Below are 19,024 nucleotides of genomic sequence, written 5' to 3' on the forward strand. Positions count from 1 at the left end.
CGCCCGCTCCGGCAACACGAGCCCCGGCGCGAGGAGTTGTCCTACGCGCTGGGGCGTACGCGCCACTACGTACCGGCTTGGTGCGAGCTGTGAGGCTTCTCCGCAGATCAGCGCACCCGCCCTCGTCCGGACGCATCAACGGCAACTGACGGGTACGTGCAAATTATTTGAGATGCCCCGGAATGGAACCCCCGGGGCACCCGGCTCGTTGTCACGACGTGAGCACGACACCACCTGTTCTCGCCGCAGAGCTGGCACAGGCGTGGGCCGATATTCAGCGGCACCACCCCGAGCTGCCCGACCTTGCCGCGCCCGAATCCCTGATCGGAGAGTCGTCGTCCGCCTGCGGCGCCGAGCTCTCCTTCGAGCGACTGCTTCACGAGGCAGTCCATGGCATCGCCGCCTCGCGCGGCGTACGCGACACCTCACGTGCCGGCCGATACCACAACCGCAGATTCCTCGCGATCGCCGAGGAGCTGGGTCTGGACCACCCCGAGGAGCCGCACCCGAGCAGCGGCTTCTCGCTGGTCACACTCAACCCAGAGGCGAAGAAGCGCTACCGCCCGACGATCGACCGCCTGCAGCGCGCCCTGAAGGCGCACACCGCGGCGACGACGGCCGACACCGCACGCAGCTTCCGGGGACCTGCCGCCCGGCACGGCTCCTCTGGGGGCGGCGTGCGCGTGAAGGCCGTCTGCGACTGCGGACGGAACGTCCGCGTCGTGCCCTCCGTGCTCGCCCAGGCGCCGATCATGTGCGGCGGCTGCGGAAAGCCGTTCCGGATCCCGGAAGTGGTGGGCGTGGGCGTGGGCTGAGCTGGACCGGGGCGCCCGGACCGGGTGCGGGCGCCCCGCCGACGTATGGCACAATGGCTAGCTGTACTCGACAGTCGCACAGGACCCCTCTCTCCTCCGGCTGACGCGTCCATCGGGCACTCGAGTACCGCAACCCCACGCGGCATCACTGTTGTGCCCACCCACGTCAAGACCAGGAGACACCACTCCCGTGGCAGTCAAGATCAAGCTGAAGCGTCTGGGCAAGATCCGTTCGCCTCACTACCGCATCGTCGTCGCCGACTCCCGTACCCGCCGTGACGGCCGGGCCATCGAGGAGATCGGCCTGTACCACCCGGTGCAGAACCCCTCGCGCATCGAGGTCGACTCGGAGCGTGCCCAGTACTGGCTGTCCGTCGGCGCCCAGCCGACCGAGCCGGTCATGGCCATCCTGAAGCTCACCGGTGACTGGCAGAAGCACAAGGGCCTGCCGGCCCCGGCGCCGCTGCTCGTCGCCGAGCCCAAGGACAAGCGCGCCGCGTTCGAGGCCTTCACCAAGGGTCTCGAGGGCGACGACGCCAAGGGCGAGGCCATCACCCAGAAGGCCAAGAAGGCTGACAAGAAGGCGGACGAGGCCGAGGCGGCCACGTCCACCGAGTCGACCGAGGCCTGAGCATGCTCGAGGAGGCTCTCGAGCACCTCGTGAAGGGCATCGTCGACAACCCCGACGACGTGCAGGTCGCCTCGCGCAACCTGCGCCGCGGGCGCGTACTCGAGGTCCGGGTCCACCCCGACGACCTCGGCAAGGTGATCGGCCGCAACGGCCGCACCGCGCGCGCTCTGCGCACCGTCGTGGGAGCCATCGGTGGCCGCGGCGTCCGCGTCGACCTCGTCGACGTGGACCAGGTTCGCTGAACCGGGTTCGTACGAACCACAGCAGCACCGGCACGGGCCGGGGAGGGCTCAAGGGCCTTCCCCGGCCCGTAGTCGTCAATGAGGAGAAACGCAGTGCAGTTGGTAGTCGCCCGCATCGGCCGTGCGCACGGGATCAAGGGTGAGGTCACCGTCGAGGTCCGCACCGACGAGCCGGAGCTGCGGCTCGGTCCCGGCGCCGTCCTCGCCACGGACCCCGCGTCCGTGGGCCCGCTGACCATCGAGTCCGGCCGGGTGCACAGCGGCCGTCTGCTGCTGCGCTTCGAGGGCGTGCGCGACCGCACGGGCGCCGAGGCGCTGCGCAACACGATCCTGATCGCCGAGGTGGACCCGGAAGAGCTCCCCGAGGAAGAGGACGAGTTCTACGACCACCAGCTCATGGACCTCGACGTGGTCCTGAAGGACGGCACCGAGGTCGGCCGGATCACCGAGATCTCGCACCTGCCCTCGCAGGACCTCTTCATCGTGGAGCGGGCCGACGGCAGCGAGGTGATGATCCCCTTCGTCGAGGAGATCGTCGTCGAGATCGACCTGGCCGAGCAGAAGGCCGTCATCGACCCCCCGCCGGGCCTGATCGACGACCGCGCCGAGATCGCCTCCACGCGGGACGAGGCGTAATGCGGCTCGACGTCGTCACGATCTTCCCCGAGTACCTGGACCCCCTGAACGTCTCCCTCGTGGGCAAGGCACGCGCGCGTGGGCAGCTCGACGTCCAGGTGCACGACCTCAGGGAGTGGACGTACGACCGGCACAACACGGTCGACGACACCCCCTACGGCGGCGGCCCCGGCATGGTCATGAAGACCGAGCCCTGGGGCGCGGCCCTCGACGACGTGCTCGCCGAGGGGTACGAGGCGGGGGCCCACGGGCCCGTCCTGGTCGTCCCCACGCCCAGCGGCCGCCCCTTCACCCAGGAACTGGCCGTCGAGCTCTCCGAGCGCCCCTGGCTGGTCTTCACGCCCGCGCGCTACGAGGGCATCGACCGCCGCGTCACGGACGAGTACGCGACCCGCATGCCCGTCTACGAGGTCTCCATCGGGGACTACGTCCTCGCGGGCGGGGAAGCCGCCGTCCTGGTCGTCACCGAGGCGGTGGCCCGGCTCCTGCCCGGGGTCCTCGGCAACGCCGAGTCGCACCAGGACGACTCCTTCGCGCCCGGCGCCATGGCCAACCTCCTGGAGGGCCCGGTGTACACCAAGCCTCCCCAGTGGCGCGGACACGGCATCCCCGACGTCCTGGTCAGCGGCCACCACGGCAAGATCGCGCGCTGGCGCAGGGACGAGGCGCTGCGCCGCACCACCCGCAACAGGCCCGATCTCATCGAGCGTTGCGACCCCGCGGTCTTCGACAAGAAGGACCGCGAGATGCTCTCGATCCTGGGGTGGCGGCCGGGGCCCGACGGCCGATTTGGGCCAGACCCCGAAGCCGTGGAAGAATAGACCGCTGCTGTACGTCCAGCGTGCGCCCCTGCCACAGGGGGATCGACCGAAGCTTTCTCTCCGCGTCAGCGGCGAGGGTCAAGACGCCCGCCCGACGCGATCAGCTACCGAATCCTCATCACCACGTTCCGCTGATGACCTGTGGCATCAGTGAAGAAAGCAGACGATCATGGCTAACCTGCTCGACTCCGTCGACAGCGCGTCGCTGCGCAGCGACATCCCGGCCTTCCGCCCGGGTGACACCGTCAACGTCCACGTCCGCGTCATCGAGGGCAACCGCTCCCGTGTGCAGCAGTTCAAGGGCGTAGTTATCCGCCGCCAGGGTGCCGGCGTGCGCGAGACCTTCACGGTCCGCAAGGTCTCCTTCTCCGTCGGCGTCGAGCGCACCTTCCCGGTGCACACCCCGATCGTCGAGAAGATCGAGCTCGTCACCCGCGGTGACGTGCGTCGCGCGAAGCTGTACTACCTCCGTGACCTGCGCGGCAAGGCCGCGAAGATCAAGGAGAAGCGCGACAACTGAGCTCCTGCGCGGGTCCACAGCGGGGCCGGATAACATCTGGCCCCGATGGACACCGAAGCACAGCACACGGAGCGCGACCGCTCCTCCCCACCCTCCGGCTCCGCCGACGTCCCGCACGTCGCCGAGTCCGAGGAGGCGGAGGAACGGTCGCGCTCCGTTTTTGCGTCCGTGGTCGACTGGCTGCCGGGCGGCAGGCTCACCCTCACCTGCCTCGTCCTCCTCGCGGCACTGCTCGTCGTCAGCACCTTCCTCGTGCAGCCCTTCCAGATCCCGAGCGGCTCCATGCAGCCCGCGTTCCGCTCCGGGGACCGGGTACTCGTCAACAAGTTGGCGTACCGTTTCGGTTCCGAGCCGCAGCGGGGGGACGCGGTCGTCTTCGACGGCAGCGGCTACTTCGGGGACGCCGACTACATCAAGCGGGTCGTGGGCACGGGCGGGGACCGGGTGGTCTGCTGCGACAAGCGGGGGAGGATCAAGGTGAACGGCGAGCCCGTCGACGAGCCGTTCCTGTTCCCGGGGGACACCCCCTCCCAGGTCCCCTTCGACGTGGTGGTCCCCGACGACAGCCTGTTCCTGCTCGGCGACCACCGCAGCGACTCCCGGGACTCCCGCGACCACCTCGGCGAGCCCGGCGGCGGCATGATCCCCGTGGACGAGGTCATCGGCAGGGCCGACTGGATCGCCTGGCCGGTCGGCCGCTGGACGTCCCTGGAGCGCCCCGACGGCTACGCGCGCGTGCCGGCCCCGGGCGGAGCGCATGGGTAACCGCGGGCGGACGCGAGCCGCCGGCCACCGCTCCGACACCCGGCTGCCCACCGGGTCGCGGCCCACCGACGGCCCCGTGCTGCCGGGGCGGGCCGACCGGCGCAAGCTGGCGCGGAAGGTCAAGCGGCGCCGACGACGCTCGGCGATCAAGGAGATACCGCTCCTGATAGGCGTGGCGCTGCTGATAGCCCTCGTCCTGAAGACCTTCCTGGTGCAGGCCTTCGTGATCCCGTCGGGTTCCATGGAGCAGACGATCCGGATCGGCGACCGGGTCCTGGTCGACAAGCTCACCCCCTGGTTCGGCTCGAAGCCGTCCCGCGGCGACGTCGTCGTCTTCAAGGACCCCGGGAACTGGCTCGAAGAGGAGCAGGGCAAGAAGAAGGACGACCCGGTCGTCGTCAAGCAGCTCAAGGAGGGCCTGACCCAGATCGGTCTGCTGCCCTCCGACAACGAACGGGACCTGATCAAACGCGTCATCGGTGTCGGCGGCGACACGGTGAAGTGCTGCGACAAGAACGACAAGGTCACCGTCAACGGCGTACCGCTGGACGAGCCCTACATCCATCCCGGGGACAAGCCCTCCGCCTTCGCGTTCACCGTGAAGGTGCCCGAGGGGCGCCTCTTCGTGATGGGCGACCACCGCAGCGACTCGGCCGACTCCCGGTTCCACCGCACCGAGAAGTTCAGCGGCACGGTCTCCGAGGACCAGGTGGTGGGGCGCGCGATGGTGATCGCCTGGCCCTTCGGCCACTGGCGCAAACTGGAGGCTCCGGACACGTATGCGGCAGTTCCCGACGCGCGTGCGGGATCGGACAACGCCACACGAGCGTCGCATAGGGTGGTCGCCGACGATCGATACGGATTGATCCGGCTCCCGACCCCTGCGGAACTCCCGCTCGTTATGGGAGTGGTGGGCCTGCATCGCATCTGGGGCAGGCGGCGGCACGGACTGAGGAGTGGATGTGGGGGATTTGGCGGTCGGCGCACGATCCGGACACGAGGGGCCCGAGGAGCGACCGGGACGATCCGACGAGCCGGGTGGCGACGCCGTCACGGACGGTGCGGCCCCCGTGAGTGACACCGCGGACGGCGGCGACGGCCACGGCGGCGACGGCGCGACGCGCGTCCAGGACGCCAAGGAGCCGAAGAAGCCCCGGTCCTTCTGGAAGGAGCTTCCGCTCCTCATCGGCATCGCGCTCGTGCTGGCCCTGGTCATCAAGACCTTCCTGGTCCAGGCGTTCTCGATCCCGTCGGACTCGATGCAGAACACGCTGCAGCAGGGCGACCGCGTCCTCGTCGACAAGCTGACGCCGTGGTTCGGTTCCGAGCCCGAGCGCGGCGAGGTCGTCGTCTTCAAGGACCCCGGCCACTGGCTGGACGGCGAGCCCACGCCCGACCCGAACGCGATCCAGCGGGTCCTCGGCTGGGTCGGCCTGATGCCGTCCGCCGACGAGAAGGACCTCATCAAGCGCGTCATCGGCGTCGGCGGCGACACCGTCGAGTGCAAGGGCACGGGCCCGGTGAAGGTCAACGGCAAGGCGCTGAACGAGCCGTACGTCTTCGCCGGGAACACCCCCTGCAGCGTCGACGACCAGGGCGGTCAGTTCAAGGTGACCGTGCCCAAGGGCAAAATCTGGGTCATGGGTGACCACCGGCAGAACTCGCTGGACTCCCGCTACCACCAGAACCAGCCCGGCGGCGGCGCCGTCCCCGTGGACAACGTCGTGGGCCGCGCGATCGTGATCGCCTGGCCGCCCACCCGCTGGGCGACGCTGCCCAAGCCCGACACCTTCGACCAGCCCGGCATCAACGCGCTCTCCAGCGCGGCGCCGGGCGCCCTCGGACTCGCGGGTGCGGTGCCGATCGTGCTGTGGCGCCGACGCCGCCTCACGGTGGCCGCCGCTCGGAACGCGAGGGTTTCTGGCGGCAGTACCGCCGGGTAGGGTGCCGTCCCAGATCGCCGATCTTCCGCCGCCCGCACACCCGGGCGGCGGGGTCGTCGCCGAGACGGGAGAGCACCGGGATGAGCAGGACACAACGTACGGACGAGGGCCGCGGACGGCTCGGCAGCGTGCTGTCGGGCGTCGCCGTGGCCCTCGGCTGTGTGCTCTTCCTCGGCGGGTTCGCCTGGGGTGCCGTCCAGTACCAGCCCTACACCGTGCCCACCGGGTCGATGACGCCGACGATCGGCGCGGGCGACCGGGTGCTCGCCCAGCGGATCGACGGCGACGACGTGCGCCGCGGTGACGTCGTGGTCTTCAAGCAGTCGACCTGGGGCGACCTGCCGATGGTCAAGCGTGTCGTGGGCATAGGCGGCGACCACATCGCCTGCTGCAAGGACGGCAAGCTGACGGTCAACGGCAAGGAAGTCGCAGAACCGTATCTCCCCGCGGGCAAGGGCGCCGCGGCCACCGGCATCCCGGCCACGACCGTCCCCAAGGGCCGCCTCTTCCTCCTCGGCGACGAGCGCAGCGGCTCGCTGGACTCCAGCGTGCACCTGGGCGACGGGGAACACGGCTCGGTGCCGCGCGACGCCGTGCAGGCACGGGTGGACGCGGTGGCCTGGCCGATGGACAAGTTCGGCATGCTGGCCGAGCCCACGGGCTTCGCGGACATGCCGGGCGGCATCTCCGAGCCCGGCCCGCTGCGCCTGATGGTGATCGCGGTCGTGGTCGGCATGGTCCTCGTCCTGGGCGGCGCGGCGTACGGCCCGGTGGCCAAGCGGCTGGGCCGCGGCAGGGGCCGGGCGCGGGAGGCCGCCCGTGTCGGCTGAGGACACGCCGGCCTTGTCGGGCGGGCCGCTGCGCAAGGTGGCGCGGGTGATCCTGCTCGATCCCGGCGACCGCGTCCTCCTGCTGCACGGCCACGAGCCGGGCGATCCGAAGGACGACTGGTGGTTCACCCCGGGCGGCGGGGTGGAGGGCGACGAGACGCGGGAGCAGACGGCGCTGCGCGAGCTGCGCGAGGAGACCGGCATCACAGAGGTCGACCTGGGTCCCGTCCTGTGGCGGCGGGTCTGCTCGTTCCCCTTCGACGGGCGCCGCTGGGACCAGGACGAGTGGTACTACCTGGCCCGTACGACGCAGACCGCGACGGTCACCGAGGGCTTCACGGAGCTGGAAAGGCGCAGCGTCGCGGGAGCGCGTTGGTGGACGTGCCGAGAACTGACCGAGGCTCATGAGACGGTGTATCCGACCAGACTCGCCGGGCTGTTTCGCAGACTGCTCGACGAGGGGCCCCCGGAGCGGCCCGAGAACCTCGACACGGAAATCGTGTAGGGGCTCGCGGGGCTGACGCACAATAGGGGGACGCACGGCTGAAGGGGAACATGCCATGAGCGCCGAGGACCTCGAGAAGTACGAGACCGAGATGGAGCTGAAGCTCTACCGGGAGTACCGCGACGTCGTCGGTCTGTTCAAATACGTGATCGAGACCGAGCGGCGTTTCTACCTCACCAACGACTACGAGATGCAGGTGCACTCGGTCCAGGGCGAGGTCTTCTTCGAGGTCTCGATGGCGGACGCCTGGGTGTGGGACATGTACCGGCCCGCGCGGTTCGTCAAGCAGGTGCGCGTGCTCACGTTCAAGGACGTGAACATCGAGGAGCTCAACAAGAGCGATCTTGAGCTGCCGAGCAGCTGAGCGGGAGCCTGCGGGGTCTGCGGGGTCTGCTGGGCCTGCGGGGTCTGCGAGGTCTCCGGCGCCTGCCGGGTCGTGGGACTCGCTGACCCTGCGGTTCACTCGACGGGGTGGCCGGGTTATCCACAACCGGCGAGTAGTGCACCAAGATCCAATAGGTGCGCGCTGAACCGTGACCGTGGGTGTCGGAGGTGGTGCCGACATGAACGCACGGGGAGCACTCGGCAGGTACGGCGAAGATCTGGCGGCGCGACGGCTGGTCGCATCGGGCATGACGGTCCTGGAGCGCAATTGGCGCGCGGGCCGCACCGGTGAGATCGACATCGTGGCCATGGACGGCGAGGCGCTCGTCGTCTGCGAGGTCAAGACACGCAGGGCGGCCCGGTCCGGGGCCGTGCCCTTCGAGCATCCGATGGCGGCCGTGGGCCGGACCAAGGCGGAGCGGCTGCGCAGACTGGCCGAGCGCTGGATCGAGGAGCGCGGCGGCCCACCGCCGGGCGGGGTCAGGATCGACCTGGTCGGCGTCCTGGTCCCGCGCCGCGGCACCCCCGTGGTCGAGCATGCGCGGGGGGTGGCCTGATGGGGTTCGCGCGCACGTGTTCCGTGGCCCTGGTCGGCGTCGAGGGCGTCGTCGTCGAGGTGCAGGCCGACCTGGAGCCCGGCGTGGCGGCGTTCACGCTGGTGGGGCTGCCGGACAAGAGCCTGACGGAGAGCCGCGACCGGGTCAGGGCCGCCGTGGTCAATTCGGGCGGCGAATGGCCCCAGAAGAAGCTCACGGTCGGGCTCAGCCCCGCGTCGGTGCCCAAGGGCGGCAGCGGATTCGACCTCGCGGTCGCCTGCGCGGTCCTCGGGGCCGCCGAGCGGATCGACCCCCGGGTCCTCTCCGACATCGTGATGATCGGAGAGCTGGGGCTCGACGGCCGGGTGCGGCCGGTGCGCGGGGTGCTCCCAGCGGTCCTCGCCGCGGCCGACGCGGGGTACGAGCAGGTGGTCGTCCCCGAGTGCACGGCCGCGGAGGCCTCGCTGGTGCCGGGCGTCTCGGTCCTCGGGGTGCGCAGCCTGCGCCAGCTCATCGCGGTGCTCACCGACGAGCCGGTACCCGAGGAGGAGCCGGACGAGCCGGGGCGGCCCGACCCGATGCTCGCGGGGCTCTGCGTCCCGGGGACCGGCGTCGGCACGGGCCTCGCGGGCGCGGTGGACGACACGTACGGCCTGGACCTGGCGGACGTCGTCGGACAGCTGTCGGCCAGGACCGCCGTGGAGGTCGCCGCGGCGGGCGCCCACCACCTCTTCCTGCAGGGCCCGCCGGGGGCGGGCAAGACCATGCTCGCCGAGCGGCTGCCCGCCGTCCTGCCCCGGTTGACCAGGGAGGAGTCCCTGGAGGTGACGGCCGTCCACTCGGTGGCGGGCATGCTGCCCCCGGGAAAGCCACTGGTGGACATCGCGCCCTACTGCGCGCCCCACCACTCCGCGACCATGCAGTCGCTCGTCGGCGGCGGCAAGGGGATCGCCCGCCCCGGCGCCGTGTCGCTCGCCCACCGCGGGGTCCTCTTCCTGGACGAGGCGCCGGAGTTCAGCACCCAGACCCTGGACTCCCTGCGCCAGCCCCTCGAATCGGGGCACGTGGTGATCGCCCGCAGCGCGGGGGTGGTGCGGCTGCCCGCGAAGTTCCTGATGGTGCTCGCCGCGAACCCCTGCCCGTGCGGCCGGCACACCCTCCTCGGCGACGGCTGCGAGTGCCCGGCCTCCGTCATCCGCCGCTATCAGGCCCGCCTCTCGGGCCCGCTGCTCGACCGGGTCGACCTGAAGGTGGAGGTGGAGCCCGTCACCCGCTCCGAGCTCGCCGGGTACGGCACGCCCGGGGAGTCCACCCGGACCGTTGCCGACCGGGTCCGCGCGGCGCGGGAGCGAGCGGCCGCCCGGCTGTCCGGCACCGGCTGGCGGACCAACAGCGAAGTCCCCGGCCACGCCCTGCGCACCCGCTGGCCCGCGTCCCCCGGCGCGCTGGACGCGGCCGAGCTGGACCTGGAGCGGGGCTTCCTGACCGCCCGTGGCCTGGACCGCGTCCTGCGGGTGGCCTGGACCGTCGCGGATCTCGCCGGGCGCGACCGGCCGTCCACGCAGGACGTCGCCCTGGCGCTGCAACTGCGCACGGGCATCGCGCGCGGTGTGCCCATGGCGATCGGGGCGGTGACGTGAGCGCCGGGCCCACCGCCTCCTCGCGCGAGGAGGAGCGGCTCGCCCGGGTCGCCCTGACGCGCGTCCTCGAGCCGGGGGACGCGGTCGGCGGACGCTGGTTGCGTGAGGTCGGGGCGGCCGAGGTGCTGCGGCGGCTCGGTACGGAGGAGGAGCGGCTGCCGGGGGTGAGCCCGCGCCGCTGGGAGGGGCTGCGGGGGCGGGCGGCCACCGCGCGGCCCGAGCGGGACCTGGCGGCGGCGGAGGACGTCGGGGCGAGGTTCGTGTGCCCCGGGGACGCGGAGTGGCCGGTGACCTTGGACGATCTGGGGGACGCACGGCCGGTCGGACTCTGGGTGCGGGGCAGGCCCTCCTTGCGGATGTGGGCGCTGCGGTCGGTGGCCGTCGTCGGGGCGCGGGCCTGCACCCAGTACGGCGCGCACATGGCGGCCACCGTCGCCGCGGGTCTCGCGGAGCGCGGCTGGGTGGTGGTCTCCGGCGGGGCGTACGGCGTGGACGGGGCCGCGCACCGCGGGGCGCTGGGTTCCGGGGGTGCCACCGTGGCGGTGCTGGCCTGCGGGATCGACCAGTCCTATCCGCGCGGCCACGCCGAGCTGATCGGGCGGATCGCGGAACAGGGTCTGGTGGTCGGAGAGTTGCCGCCGGGCGATCATCCGACGCCGAGCCGGTTCATCCTGCGCAACCGACTGATCGCCGCCCTGACCCGGGGGACGGTCGTCGTCGAGGCCGCCTACCGCAGTGGGGCGCTGGCCACGGCACGCGGCGCGCGCGAGTTGGGGCGCTTCACCATGGGGGTCCCGGGGCCCGCGACCAGCGCACTCTCCGCGGGCGTGCACGAACTGCTGCGGGGGGACGGCGTCCTGGTGACGGACGCCGCCGAAATCGTCGAGCTGGTCGGCGACATGGGGGAGCTCGCCCCGGCCCGGCGGGGGCCCGTCGTGCCGCGTGACCTGCTCACTCCGGGCGTGCAGCGGGTCCTTGCGGCTCTGCCCGCGCGGGGGCGCGCGGCGCCCGGGGATGTCGCGATCGGGGCAGGCACGACCGTGGACGATGCGGTAGGGCGACTGTACGAACTTCAATCGTTGGGGTTCGTCGAACGACACGGCGATGGCTGGCAGTTGACACGCCAGGCGTTGCCACCCGACTTTGCCGGTGCGGACGAATGGTGACCGAGCGTGTTCCGCCGGACGGATGACCCCCGACGACCTTGGGAAATCGGGCAGTTGATACGTCAGCGCCGTCACGCAGAGCGACCGGTCTGACTCCTTGAGGCGTCCAGCGGAACGTATCTGCGCACGCGCGATCCCATACTCTTCGCACACTGCGACACTTCAGTCACGCTACGCTCACAAGGATTCCGACGCGGACAGGCAACCAGACGGACTACCTCATTCACCCCACGCACGCTCTTCATCGCACCGGCGCGAGCGATACCGGCCATTCCCCCGGCTCGCGCGACCTCCCCGACTCACGCGACGTCCCCCCACCACGCGACCCCACCAGTTCACGGCAGAACGGCTCAAGGCGACGAATGCCCCAGCACACCTCAGGGTCCGACCGGGCAGCGGTTCCCCCCGCCGCTCGTAGCGGCGAGCGGGAGCGGCCCCCCGCGCCCTCGTCGCTGGACGAGCTGTGGCGGTCGTACAAGGAGACGGGGGACGGGCGGCTGCGGGAGCAGCTGATCCTGCACTACTCGCCGTTGGTGAAATACGTCGCGGGCCGCGTGAGCGTGGGGCTGCCGCCCAATGTCGAGCAGGCCGACTTCGTCTCCTCCGGGGTGTTCGGCCTGATCGACGCGATCGAGAAGTTCGACATCGAGCGGTCCATCAAGTTCGAGACGTACGCGATCACCCGCATCAGGGGCGCGATGATCGACGAACTGCGGGCGCTCGACTGGATCCCCCGCTCCGTGCGGCAGAAGGCGCGCAATGTGGAGCGGGCCTACGCCACGCTGGAGGCGCAGCTGCGGCGGACCCCCTCGGAGAGCGAGGTCGCCGCCGAGATGGGGATCGCGCTGGAGGAACTGCACGCCGTTTTCAGCCAGTTGTCCCTGGCGAACGTGGTGGCGCTCGAGGAGCTGCTGCACGTCGGCGGTGACGGCGGCGACCGGCTCAGCCTGATGGACACGCTCGAGGACCACGCGGCCGACAATCCCGTGGAGGTCGCCGAGGACCGAGAGCTGCGCAGGCTGCTCGCACGGGCGATCAACACGCTGCCGGAGCGTGAGAAGACCGTCGTGACCCTCTACTACTACGAAGGCCTCACGCTCGCCGAGATCGGCAACGTCCTCGGGGTGACCGAGAGCCGGGTCAGCCAGATCCACACGAAGTCCGTGCTGCAGCTGCGCGCGAAGCTGGCGAGTTTTGGCCGCTGAGTGAGGTGAATCGTCCCTGCCTCACGGCACGGGCGGGGGAGCGGCTCCCGTCCGCCGCGTCCCGTCCGTAAAGTGGAGCCGTGCCAAGGATTCGAGCGGCCTCAGTGGCCGAGCACCGGTCGATGCAGCGAGGCGCCCTGCTGGACGCCGCGCGGTCCCTGCTGTCCGAAGGCGGGACGGAGGCGCTGACCTTCCCCGCCCTCGCCGAGCGCACCGGGCTCGCCCGGTCGTCCGTGTATGAGTACTTCCGGTCACGGGCCGCCGTGGTGGAAGAGCTGTGCGAGGTCGACTTTCCCGTGTGGGCCGCGGAGGTGTCGGCGGCGATGGAGGGCGCGGACTCCGCCGAGGGCAAGGTCGAGGCGTACGTCCGGCGGCAGCTGGCCCTGGTCGGCGACCGGCGCCACCGCGCCGTGGTCGCCATCTCCGCGAGCGAGCTCGACGCGGGAGCGCGGGAGAAGATCCGTGCTGCGCACGGCGGGCTCATCGCGATGATCGTCGAGGCCCTGGGCGAGCTCGGGCACGAGCAGCCACGGATGGCCGCGATGCTGCTCCAGGGGATCGTGGACGCGGCGGTGCGGCGGATCGAGCTGGGCGCCGCCGAGGAGCCCACCGCCATCACCGAGGCGGCCGTGGCCATGGCGCTGCGGGGCGTACGGGGCTGAGCTCCCGCCCGTCCGCCGTGCCCTCGATCTCGGTGGCTGTGGCGGTGACGCTGGCGCTGGTGTCGCTGTCCGTGGCGGTGCGTGCGGGCAGCAGGCGGGACGGTCCCCGGTGCAGCAGCCACGGGGGCAGCAGGCTCAGCGGATCCAGGTAGGTCCCGGCTCTCAGCAGGCCCCAGTGCAGGCAGCTGTCCGGGCAGTGGCCCGCCGGGAATTCCAGGGTGCCCACCGGGTCGCCCGCCGCGACCCGGTCGCCCTTCGCCAGTGAGCGCGGCGCCCGCACCGGCTCGTACGTCGTGCGCAGCGGGGGGTCTCCCGTGCCGTCCAGCTCCACCACGACCACGCCCCGGCCCGCCACCGGCCCCGCGAAGGCGATCCGGCCCGCCGCGACCGCCCGCACCGGGCTGCCCGGCGGGGCGGCGAGGTCCACGCCGCGGTGACCGGCCGCGTACGGGGTCGGGGGCGGGGTCCAGGCACGAATCACCTCGGGCCGGGTGCCCACCGGCCAGAAGGCGGCCGAGGGCGTGGTGGCGGGCGGGGGAGGGGCGGTCGTGAGCAGGGCCGCCAGCAGGGGCAGGAGCAGGTCCAGGCGCATGACGGAACCGTCCCGCGCCGACGCGATCCGCGGGGATCTTGGACCGGATCTGTGGACGGGCGGCCGGTTGTGGACAGGGGCGTCACCCGTTCGTGGACCGGGCCGTCCGGGGGCCGTGCCCGCGCACGGGCCCCCGGCCTGGTCAGGCCGCCGGCTGGGTCATCGACGGCGGCGTCACCCACCGCCCCGCGGGTCCCGTACACTTCTTGTGGCGATCCGGGTCACCGGGTCGACTTCGCACGCCCCGACACCAGGCCATGAAACAGCCGGTGTCAGCGCCCCTCGGTCCCTAGTGGCAAGGCGCACAGCGGGCGTCAGGCGCGAGTGCCGTCCGGCACACGCGGCACAACCGAGAATCTCAAGGAGAACGGCCATGGCCGTCGTCACGATGCGGGAGCTGCTGGAGAGCGGCGTCCACTTCGGTCACCAGACCCGTCGCTGGAACCCGAAGATGAAGCGCTTCATCTTCACCGAGCGCAACGGCATCTACATCATCGACCTGCTCCAGTCGCTGTCGTACATCGACCGCGCCTATGAGTTCGTCAAGGAGACCGTCGCCCACGGCGGCACGGTCATGTTCGTCGGCACGAAGAAGCAGGCGCAGGAGGCCATCGCGGAGCAGGCCACCCGCGTCGGCATGCCCTACGTGAACCAGCGCTGGCTGGGCGGCATGCTCACCAACTTCTCGACCGTCTACAAGCGTCTGCAGCGCCTCAAGGAGCTCGAGCAGATCGACTTCGAGGACGTCGCGGCCTCGGGTCTCACCAAGAAGGAGCTTCTCGTGCTCTCGCGCGAGAAGGCCAAGCTGGAGAAGACCCTCGGCGGTATCCGCGAGATGCAGAAGGTGCCCAGCGCCGTCTGGATCGTGGACACCAAGAAGGAGCACATCGCGGTCGGCGAGGCCCGGAAGCTCAACATCCCGGTCGTCGCCATCCTCGACACCAACTGCGACCCCGACGAGGTCGACTACAAGATCCCGGGCAACGACGACGCGATCCGCTCCGTCACCCTGCTCACCCGCGTGATCGCCGACGCCGTCGCCGAGGGCCTCATCGCCCGTTCCGGCGTTGCCGCCGGTGACTCGAAGCCGGGCGAGAAGGCCCAGGGCGAGCCGCTGGCCGAGTGGGAGCGCGACCTGCTCGAGGGCGAGAAGAAGGCCGACGAGGCCCCCAAGGCTGACGAGGCCAAGGCCGACGAGGCCCCCAAGGCCGAGGACAAGCCGGCCGAGGCCGCCGCTGAGCCCGTCGCCGAGGCGCCCGCCGCCGAGGAGAAGCCGGCCGCGGACGCCGAGCAGGCCTGACCCTCACAGGTTCGGTAGTTGACGGCGGGGGCCCGATCGGCCCCCGCCGTTCACCCGTAGACCTTCGTAGATCTTTCAGACTTCGAGAGAGAATTTTCGATCATGGCGAACTACACCGCCGCTGACGTCAAGAAGCTCCGTGAGCTCACGGGCGCCGGCATGATGGACTGCAAGAAGGCGCTCGACGAGGCCGAGGGCAACGTCGACAAGGCCGTCGAGGCGCTCCGCATCAAGGGCCAGAAGGGCGTCGCCAAGCGCGAGGGCCGTTCCGCCGAGAACGGCGCCGTGGTCTCCCTCATCGCCGACGACAACACCTCGGGTGTCATCGTCGAGCTGAAGTGCGAGACGGACTTCGTCGCCAAGGGCGAGAAGTTCCAGGCCGTCGCCAACAACCTCGCCGCGCACGTCGCCAAGACCTCCCCGGCCGACCTCGAGGCGCTCCTCGCGTCCGAGATCGAGGCCGGCAAGACGGTCCAGGCCTACGTCGACGAGGCCAACGCCAACCTCGGCGAGAAGATCGTCCTGGACCGCTTCGCGCAGTTCTCCGGCGCCTACGTCACCGCGTACATGCACCGCACGATGCCCGACCTGCCCCCGCAGATCGGTGTCCTCGTCGAGCTGGACAAGGCCGACGCCGACCTCGCCAAGGGTGTCGCCCAGCACATCGCCGCCTTCGCGCCGAAGTACCTCTCCAAGGAGGACGTGCCGGCCGAGGTCGTCGAGTCCGAGCGCCGCGTCGCCGAGGAGACCACCCGCGCCGAGGGCAAGCCCGAGGCCGCGCTGCCCAAGATCGTCGAGGGTCGCGTCAACGGCTTCTTCAAGGAGGCCACCCTCCTCGGTCAGCCGTACGCGCTGGACAACAAGAAGTCGGTCGAGAAGGTTCTCGCCGAGGCCGGTGTCACCCTGAAGCGCTTCGCGCGCATCAAGGTCGGCATCTGAGTCCGTACCGCGATCGACGGTAGACCCCGCTAGGGTCGACAGCGGTCGCCCGTACACGGTCCTCGTGTGCGACGTACGACCGCAGGATCTGACGAGGAGGCCACTGCCGAGCATGGGATGCGAACGACACCCCACCGGCAGTGGCCTTCTTCGTATGTGTGCCGAGTAAGAGAAGCGAGAACCACATGACCACCAAGGCCGACTCGAAGAGTGACGACGACAAAGTTGCCGGACGCTTCCTGCTGAAGCTCTCCGGCGAGGCGTTCGCCGGTGGGGGCGGCCTCGGGGTCGACCCCGACGTGGTGCACGCCATCGCCCGTGAGATCGCTGCCGTCGTCCGCGACGGCTCCCAGATCGCCGTCGTGATCGGCGGCGGGAACTTCTTCCGCGGCGCCGAGCTCCAGCAGCGCGGCATGGACCGCGCCCGCTCCGACTACATGGGCATGCTCGGCACGGTCATGAACTGCCTGGCCCTCCAGGACTTCCTGGAGAAGGAGGGCATCGACTGCCGCGTCCAGACCGCCATCACGATGGGGCAGGTCGCGGAGCCGTACATCCCGTTGCGCGCCGTGCGCCACCTGGAGAAGGGCCGCGTGGTCATCTTCGGTGCCGGGATGGGCATGCCGTACTTCTCCACCGACACCACCGCCGCGCAGCGCGCCCTGGAGATCGACGCCGAGGCGCTGCTGATGGGCAAGAACGGCGTGGACGGGGTCTACGACTCCGACCCCCGGACCAACCCCGACGCGGTGAAGTACGACGCCCTCGGCTACGGCGAGGTCATCACGCAGGACCTGAAGGTCGCCGACATGACCGCGATCACGCTGTGCCGGGACAACAAGCTGCCCATCCTGGTCTTCGAGCTCCTCTCCGAGGGCAATATCGCCCGGGCCGTCAAGGGTGAGAAGATCGGCACTCTCGTGGGCGACCAGGGAAGCCGGGCCTGATCCGGGGGAGCCGGGCCAGTCCCGGGCGGCGGACACGAGCCGTCGCCTGAGAGGGATGGACAAAGGCCTGCCGGTCGGACACCGTGCAGGAAAGAGACGCGACGCAGCCGGCCGCCCCGTGCTAGCCGGGCCTACTCAAGACACGCAGGAGCAAGTGGTGATCGAAGAGACCCTCCTCGAGGCCGAGGAGAAGATGGAGAAGGCCGTCGTGGTCGCCAAGGAGGACTTCGCCGCGATCCGCACCGGCCGTGCGCACCCGGCGATGTTCAACAAGATCGTGGCGGACTACTACGGCGCGCTGACGCCGATCAACCAGCTGGCCTCGTTCTCGGTGCCCGAGCCGCGGATGGCCGTGGTGACCCCGTTCGACAAGACCGCGCTGCGCAACATCGAGCAGGCGATCCGGGACTCCGACCTCGGCGTCAATCCGAGCAACGACGGCAACATCATCCGGGTGACGTTCCCCGAGCTGACGCAGGACCGCCGCAAGGAGTACATCAAGGTCGCCAAGACCAAGGCCGAGGACTCCAAGATCTCGATCCGTTCGATCCGTCGCAAGGCCAAGGAGGCCCTGGACAAGGCGATCAAGGACGGCGACATCGGCGAGGACGAGGGCCGTCGCGGCGAGAAGGAGCTCGACGACACCACCGCGAAGTACGTCGCCCAGGTGGACGAGCTGCTCAAGCACAAGGAAGCCGAGCTGCTCGAAGTCTGAGTCTCGAGTCCGAGGAATCAGGGAACCGATCCGTGAACGACTCTTCCTGGGGGGCGCCGCCCAGAGCCGGGTATTGGGGGCCGCCCGACCAGGGACCTGGTCAGGGGGCGCCCCCGGCAGGTCCCGCGTACGATGCGCAGGACGCGCTGTTTCCGTCTGAGACGCAGCCCATGCCCATCGTGCCCGACGTACCCGTCAACGGCGGAGACCAGGACGGCGACCGGGGGGCCACTCGGACGGGCGGCCCCCTGTTCCGTGACGAGCCTCCGCAGGAGCCCATGCCCAGCGCACCACAGCCGCAGCCCGCCCCGGCAGCACCGCAGAAGAAGAGCGCGGGCCGCGACCTCGGGGCGGCCATAGGGGTCGGTGTGGGACTCGGCGCGGTGATCATCGCGTCGCTGTTCATCGTCAAGGCCGTCTTCATCGGCGTCATAGCGGTCGCCGTCGTCGTCGGCCTCTGGGAGCTCACCTCCCGGCTCGACGAGCGCAAGGGCATCAAGGCGCCGCTCGTACCGCTCGCGGTGGGCGGCGCGGCGATGGTCGTCGCCGGGTACGTGCGCGGGACCGAGGGCGCCTGGGTCGCGATGGCCCTGACCGCGCTCGCGGTCCTCGTCTGGCGGATGACCGAGCCGCCCGACGGCTATCTGAAGGACGTCACGGCGGGGGTCTTCGCCGCCTTCTACGTCCCCTTCCTCGCGACCTTCGTCGCGCTGATGCTCACCGCGGACGACGGCCCGCAGCGGGTGCTCACCTTCCTGCTCCTGACCGTGGTCAGCGACACGGGTGCGTACGCGATCGGCTGGCGCTTCGGCAAGCACAAGCTGGCGCCGCGCATCAGCCCCGGCAAGACCCGCGAGGGCTTGGTCGGCGCGGTCACCTTCGCGATGGCCGCGGGCGCGCTGTGCATGGAGCTCCTCATCGACGGCGGCACGTGGTGGCAGGGCCTGCTCATCGGCCTCGCGGTCGCCGCGAGCGCCACGCTGGGCGACCTCGGCGAGTCGATGATCAAGCGGGACCTGGGCATCAAGGACATGGGCACGCTGCTGCCGGGCCACGGCGGCATCATGGACCGCCTGGACTCGCTGCTGCCGACGGCGCCCGTGGTGTGGCTGCTGCTGGTGGTGTTCGTCGGCTCCGGCTGATCTCCTACCGGTCCGACCTGCGTAAATGTAGGTGAGGGGCTCGTCGTCCACAGGGCGGCGAGCCCCTTGTCGTATGTCTGCGACACTG

The 19,024-nt window shown here is 70.7% G+C and carries 23 protein-coding genes; 22 read left to right on the plus strand and 1 reads right to left on the minus strand.

Annotation, left to right across the window (positions count from 1 at the left end; genetic code table 11):
• Nucleotides 1-182: 182 nt before the first annotated feature.
• The 17 genes from ACFYXE_RS06325 (at nt 183) to ACFYXE_RS06405 (ending at nt 13,301) form a co-directional block, all read left to right on the plus strand.
• Complete coding sequence (locus ACFYXE_RS06325; protein WP_389309255.1) at nt 183-815, plus strand: hypothetical protein; 633 nt, start codon at nt 183-185, stop codon at nt 813-815.
• A 190-nt stretch (nt 816-1,005) separates the two neighbouring features.
• Nucleotides 1,006-1,446, plus strand: coding sequence for a 30S ribosomal protein S16 (gene rpsP / locus ACFYXE_RS06330; protein WP_361172457.1), 441 nt, complete (start codon nt 1,006-1,008; stop codon nt 1,444-1,446).
• Nucleotides 1,447-1,448: 2 nt separating this feature from the next.
• A complete protein-coding gene (locus ACFYXE_RS06335; protein ID WP_014176063.1) occupies nt 1,449-1,688 on the plus strand; it encodes an RNA-binding protein in 240 nt (79 codons plus the stop codon).
• A gap of 93 nt (nt 1,689-1,781) precedes the next feature.
• On the plus strand, nt 1,782-2,324 hold the full coding sequence (gene rimM / locus ACFYXE_RS06340; RefSeq protein WP_389309257.1) for a ribosome maturation factor RimM: 543 nt from the start codon (nt 1,782-1,784) through the stop codon (nt 2,322-2,324).
• A complete protein-coding gene (gene trmD, locus ACFYXE_RS06345) occupies nt 2,324-3,145 on the plus strand; it encodes a tRNA (guanosine(37)-N1)-methyltransferase TrmD (RefSeq protein WP_389309259.1) in 822 nt (273 codons plus the stop codon). The genes rimM and trmD overlap by 1 nt, the downstream gene beginning before the upstream one ends.
• Nucleotides 3,146-3,314: 169 nt before the next feature.
• Nucleotides 3,315-3,665 carry a 50S ribosomal protein L19 gene (gene rplS / locus ACFYXE_RS06350; protein ID WP_030787595.1) on the plus strand — a complete coding sequence of 117 codons (351 nt, stop codon included), beginning with the start codon at nt 3,315-3,317 and terminating at the stop codon, nt 3,663-3,665.
• Nucleotides 3,666-3,710: 45 nt separating this feature from the next.
• Nucleotides 3,711-4,430, plus strand: a complete 720-nt coding sequence (lepB, locus tag ACFYXE_RS06355) for a signal peptidase I (protein WP_389309262.1) — start codon at nt 3,711-3,713, stop codon at nt 4,428-4,430.
• Nucleotides 4,423-5,508 carry a signal peptidase I gene (gene lepB / locus ACFYXE_RS06360; protein WP_389309264.1) on the plus strand — a complete coding sequence of 362 codons (1,086 nt, stop codon included), beginning with the start codon at nt 4,423-4,425 and terminating at the stop codon, nt 5,506-5,508. The genes lepB (ACFYXE_RS06355) and lepB (ACFYXE_RS06360) overlap by 8 nt, the downstream gene beginning before the upstream one ends.
• Complete coding sequence (gene lepB / locus ACFYXE_RS06365) at nt 5,393-6,373, plus strand: signal peptidase I (protein ID WP_389309266.1); 981 nt, start codon at nt 5,393-5,395, stop codon at nt 6,371-6,373. Before lepB (ACFYXE_RS06360) ends, lepB (ACFYXE_RS06365) begins: the two co-directional genes overlap by 116 nt.
• A gap of 80 nt (nt 6,374-6,453) precedes the next feature.
• The gene (gene lepB / locus ACFYXE_RS06370) at nt 6,454-7,203 is read left to right on the plus strand and encodes a signal peptidase I (RefSeq protein WP_389309268.1); all 750 of its coding nucleotides are present in this window, start codon (nt 6,454-6,456) and stop codon (nt 7,201-7,203) included.
• A complete protein-coding gene (locus ACFYXE_RS06375) occupies nt 7,193-7,708 on the plus strand; it encodes an NUDIX hydrolase (protein ID WP_389309270.1) in 516 nt (171 codons plus the stop codon). The genes lepB (ACFYXE_RS06370) and ACFYXE_RS06375 overlap by 11 nt, the downstream gene beginning before the upstream one ends.
• A 55-nt stretch (nt 7,709-7,763) precedes the next feature.
• Entirely contained in the window at nt 7,764-8,072 is a 309-nt protein-coding gene (locus ACFYXE_RS06380; RefSeq protein ID WP_055510545.1) for a DUF2469 domain-containing protein, read from the plus strand.
• A 169-nt stretch (nt 8,073-8,241) separates the two neighbouring features.
• Entirely contained in the window at nt 8,242-8,649 is a 408-nt protein-coding gene (locus ACFYXE_RS06385) for a YraN family protein (RefSeq protein ID WP_389309272.1), read from the plus strand.
• Nucleotides 8,649-10,268: a YifB family Mg chelatase-like AAA ATPase gene (locus tag ACFYXE_RS06390; RefSeq protein WP_389309274.1), complete on the plus strand. Its 1,620-nt coding sequence runs from the start codon at nt 8,649-8,651 to the stop codon at nt 10,266-10,268. Before ACFYXE_RS06385 ends, ACFYXE_RS06390 begins: the two co-directional genes overlap by 1 nt.
• On the plus strand, nt 10,265-11,434 hold the full coding sequence (gene dprA, locus ACFYXE_RS06395; protein WP_389309276.1) for a DNA-processing protein DprA: 1,170 nt from the start codon (nt 10,265-10,267) through the stop codon (nt 11,432-11,434). The genes ACFYXE_RS06390 and dprA overlap by 4 nt, the downstream gene beginning before the upstream one ends.
• A gap of 362 nt (nt 11,435-11,796) precedes the next feature.
• Entirely contained in the window at nt 11,797-12,639 is an 843-nt protein-coding gene (whiG, locus tag ACFYXE_RS06400; RefSeq protein WP_361172492.1) for an RNA polymerase sigma factor WhiG, read from the plus strand.
• Nucleotides 12,640-12,743: 104 nt separating this feature from the next.
• Nucleotides 12,744-13,301 (plus strand): TetR/AcrR family transcriptional regulator, encoded by a 558-nt coding sequence (locus ACFYXE_RS06405; RefSeq protein WP_389309278.1) that lies wholly within the window; start codon nt 12,744-12,746, stop codon nt 13,299-13,301.
• Here the strand turns inward: ACFYXE_RS06405 and ACFYXE_RS06410 are convergent.
• A complete protein-coding gene (locus ACFYXE_RS06410) occupies nt 13,255-13,893 on the minus strand; it encodes a peptidoglycan DD-metalloendopeptidase family protein (RefSeq protein WP_389309280.1) in 639 nt (212 codons plus the stop codon). The genes ACFYXE_RS06405 and ACFYXE_RS06410 overlap by 47 nt on opposite strands.
• Nucleotides 13,894-14,266: 373 nt before the next feature.
• Here ACFYXE_RS06410 and rpsB point away from each other — a divergent pair, with 373 nt between their 5' ends.
• The 5 genes from rpsB (at nt 14,267) to ACFYXE_RS06435 (ending at nt 18,936) form a co-directional block, all read left to right on the plus strand.
• Entirely contained in the window at nt 14,267-15,193 is a 927-nt protein-coding gene (gene rpsB / locus ACFYXE_RS06415; protein WP_361172501.1) for a 30S ribosomal protein S2, read from the plus strand.
• A 102-nt stretch (nt 15,194-15,295) separates the two neighbouring features.
• The gene (gene tsf, locus ACFYXE_RS06420) at nt 15,296-16,132 is read left to right on the plus strand and encodes a translation elongation factor Ts (protein WP_361172504.1); all 837 of its coding nucleotides are present in this window, start codon (nt 15,296-15,298) and stop codon (nt 16,130-16,132) included.
• A gap of 185 nt (nt 16,133-16,317) precedes the next feature.
• A complete protein-coding gene (gene pyrH, locus ACFYXE_RS06425; RefSeq protein ID WP_361172507.1) occupies nt 16,318-17,079 on the plus strand; it encodes a UMP kinase in 762 nt (253 codons plus the stop codon).
• 157 nt (nt 17,080-17,236) lie between these two features.
• Nucleotides 17,237-17,794, plus strand: coding sequence for a ribosome recycling factor (gene frr / locus ACFYXE_RS06430; RefSeq protein ID WP_361172510.1), 558 nt, complete (start codon nt 17,237-17,239; stop codon nt 17,792-17,794).
• Between the two features lie 32 nt (nt 17,795-17,826).
• The gene (locus ACFYXE_RS06435) at nt 17,827-18,936 is read left to right on the plus strand and encodes a phosphatidate cytidylyltransferase (protein ID WP_361172513.1); all 1,110 of its coding nucleotides are present in this window, start codon (nt 17,827-17,829) and stop codon (nt 18,934-18,936) included.
• The last annotated feature ends 88 nt before the right edge of the window (nt 18,937-19,024 follow it).

This window comes from Streptomyces sp. NPDC002564, from assembly GCF_042889645.1.
Lineage (GTDB): Bacteria > Actinomycetota > Actinomycetes > Streptomycetales > Streptomycetaceae > Streptomyces.

What these genes read in the sequence shown, in the direction of transcription:
- ACFYXE_RS06390 (WP_389309274.1), top strand. Translation starts at nt 8,649, where the DNA reads ATGGGGTTCGCGCGCACGTGTTCCGTGGCCCTGGTCGGCGTCGAGGGC.
- ACFYXE_RS06325 (WP_389309255.1), top strand. Translation starts at nt 183, where the DNA reads ATGGAACCCCCGGGGCACCCGGCTCGTTGTCACGACGTGAGCACGACA.
- lepB (WP_389309268.1), top strand. Translation starts at nt 6,454, where the DNA reads ATGAGCAGGACACAACGTACGGACGAGGGCCGCGGACGGCTCGGCAGC.
- ACFYXE_RS06335 (WP_014176063.1), top strand. Translation starts at nt 1,449, where the DNA reads ATGCTCGAGGAGGCTCTCGAGCACCTCGTGAAGGGCATCGTCGACAAC.
- tsf (WP_361172504.1), top strand. Translation starts at nt 15,296, where the DNA reads ATGGCGAACTACACCGCCGCTGACGTCAAGAAGCTCCGTGAGCTCACG.
- ACFYXE_RS06410 (WP_389309280.1), bottom strand. Translation starts at nt 13,893, where the DNA reads ATGCGCCTGGACCTGCTCCTGCCCCTGCTGGCGGCCCTGCTCACGACC.
- pyrH (WP_361172507.1), top strand. Translation starts at nt 16,318, where the DNA reads ATGACCACCAAGGCCGACTCGAAGAGTGACGACGACAAAGTTGCCGGA.
- rpsB (WP_361172501.1), top strand. Translation starts at nt 14,267, where the DNA reads ATGGCCGTCGTCACGATGCGGGAGCTGCTGGAGAGCGGCGTCCACTTC.
- ACFYXE_RS06380 (WP_055510545.1), top strand. Translation starts at nt 7,764, where the DNA reads ATGAGCGCCGAGGACCTCGAGAAGTACGAGACCGAGATGGAGCTGAAG.
- whiG (WP_361172492.1), top strand. Translation starts at nt 11,797, where the DNA reads ATGCCCCAGCACACCTCAGGGTCCGACCGGGCAGCGGTTCCCCCCGCC.
- rplS (WP_030787595.1), top strand. Translation starts at nt 3,315, where the DNA reads ATGGCTAACCTGCTCGACTCCGTCGACAGCGCGTCGCTGCGCAGCGAC.
- lepB (WP_389309262.1), top strand. Translation starts at nt 3,711, where the DNA reads ATGGACACCGAAGCACAGCACACGGAGCGCGACCGCTCCTCCCCACCC.
- trmD (WP_389309259.1), top strand. Translation starts at nt 2,324, where the DNA reads ATGCGGCTCGACGTCGTCACGATCTTCCCCGAGTACCTGGACCCCCTG.
- lepB (WP_389309264.1), top strand. Translation starts at nt 4,423, where the DNA reads ATGGGTAACCGCGGGCGGACGCGAGCCGCCGGCCACCGCTCCGACACC.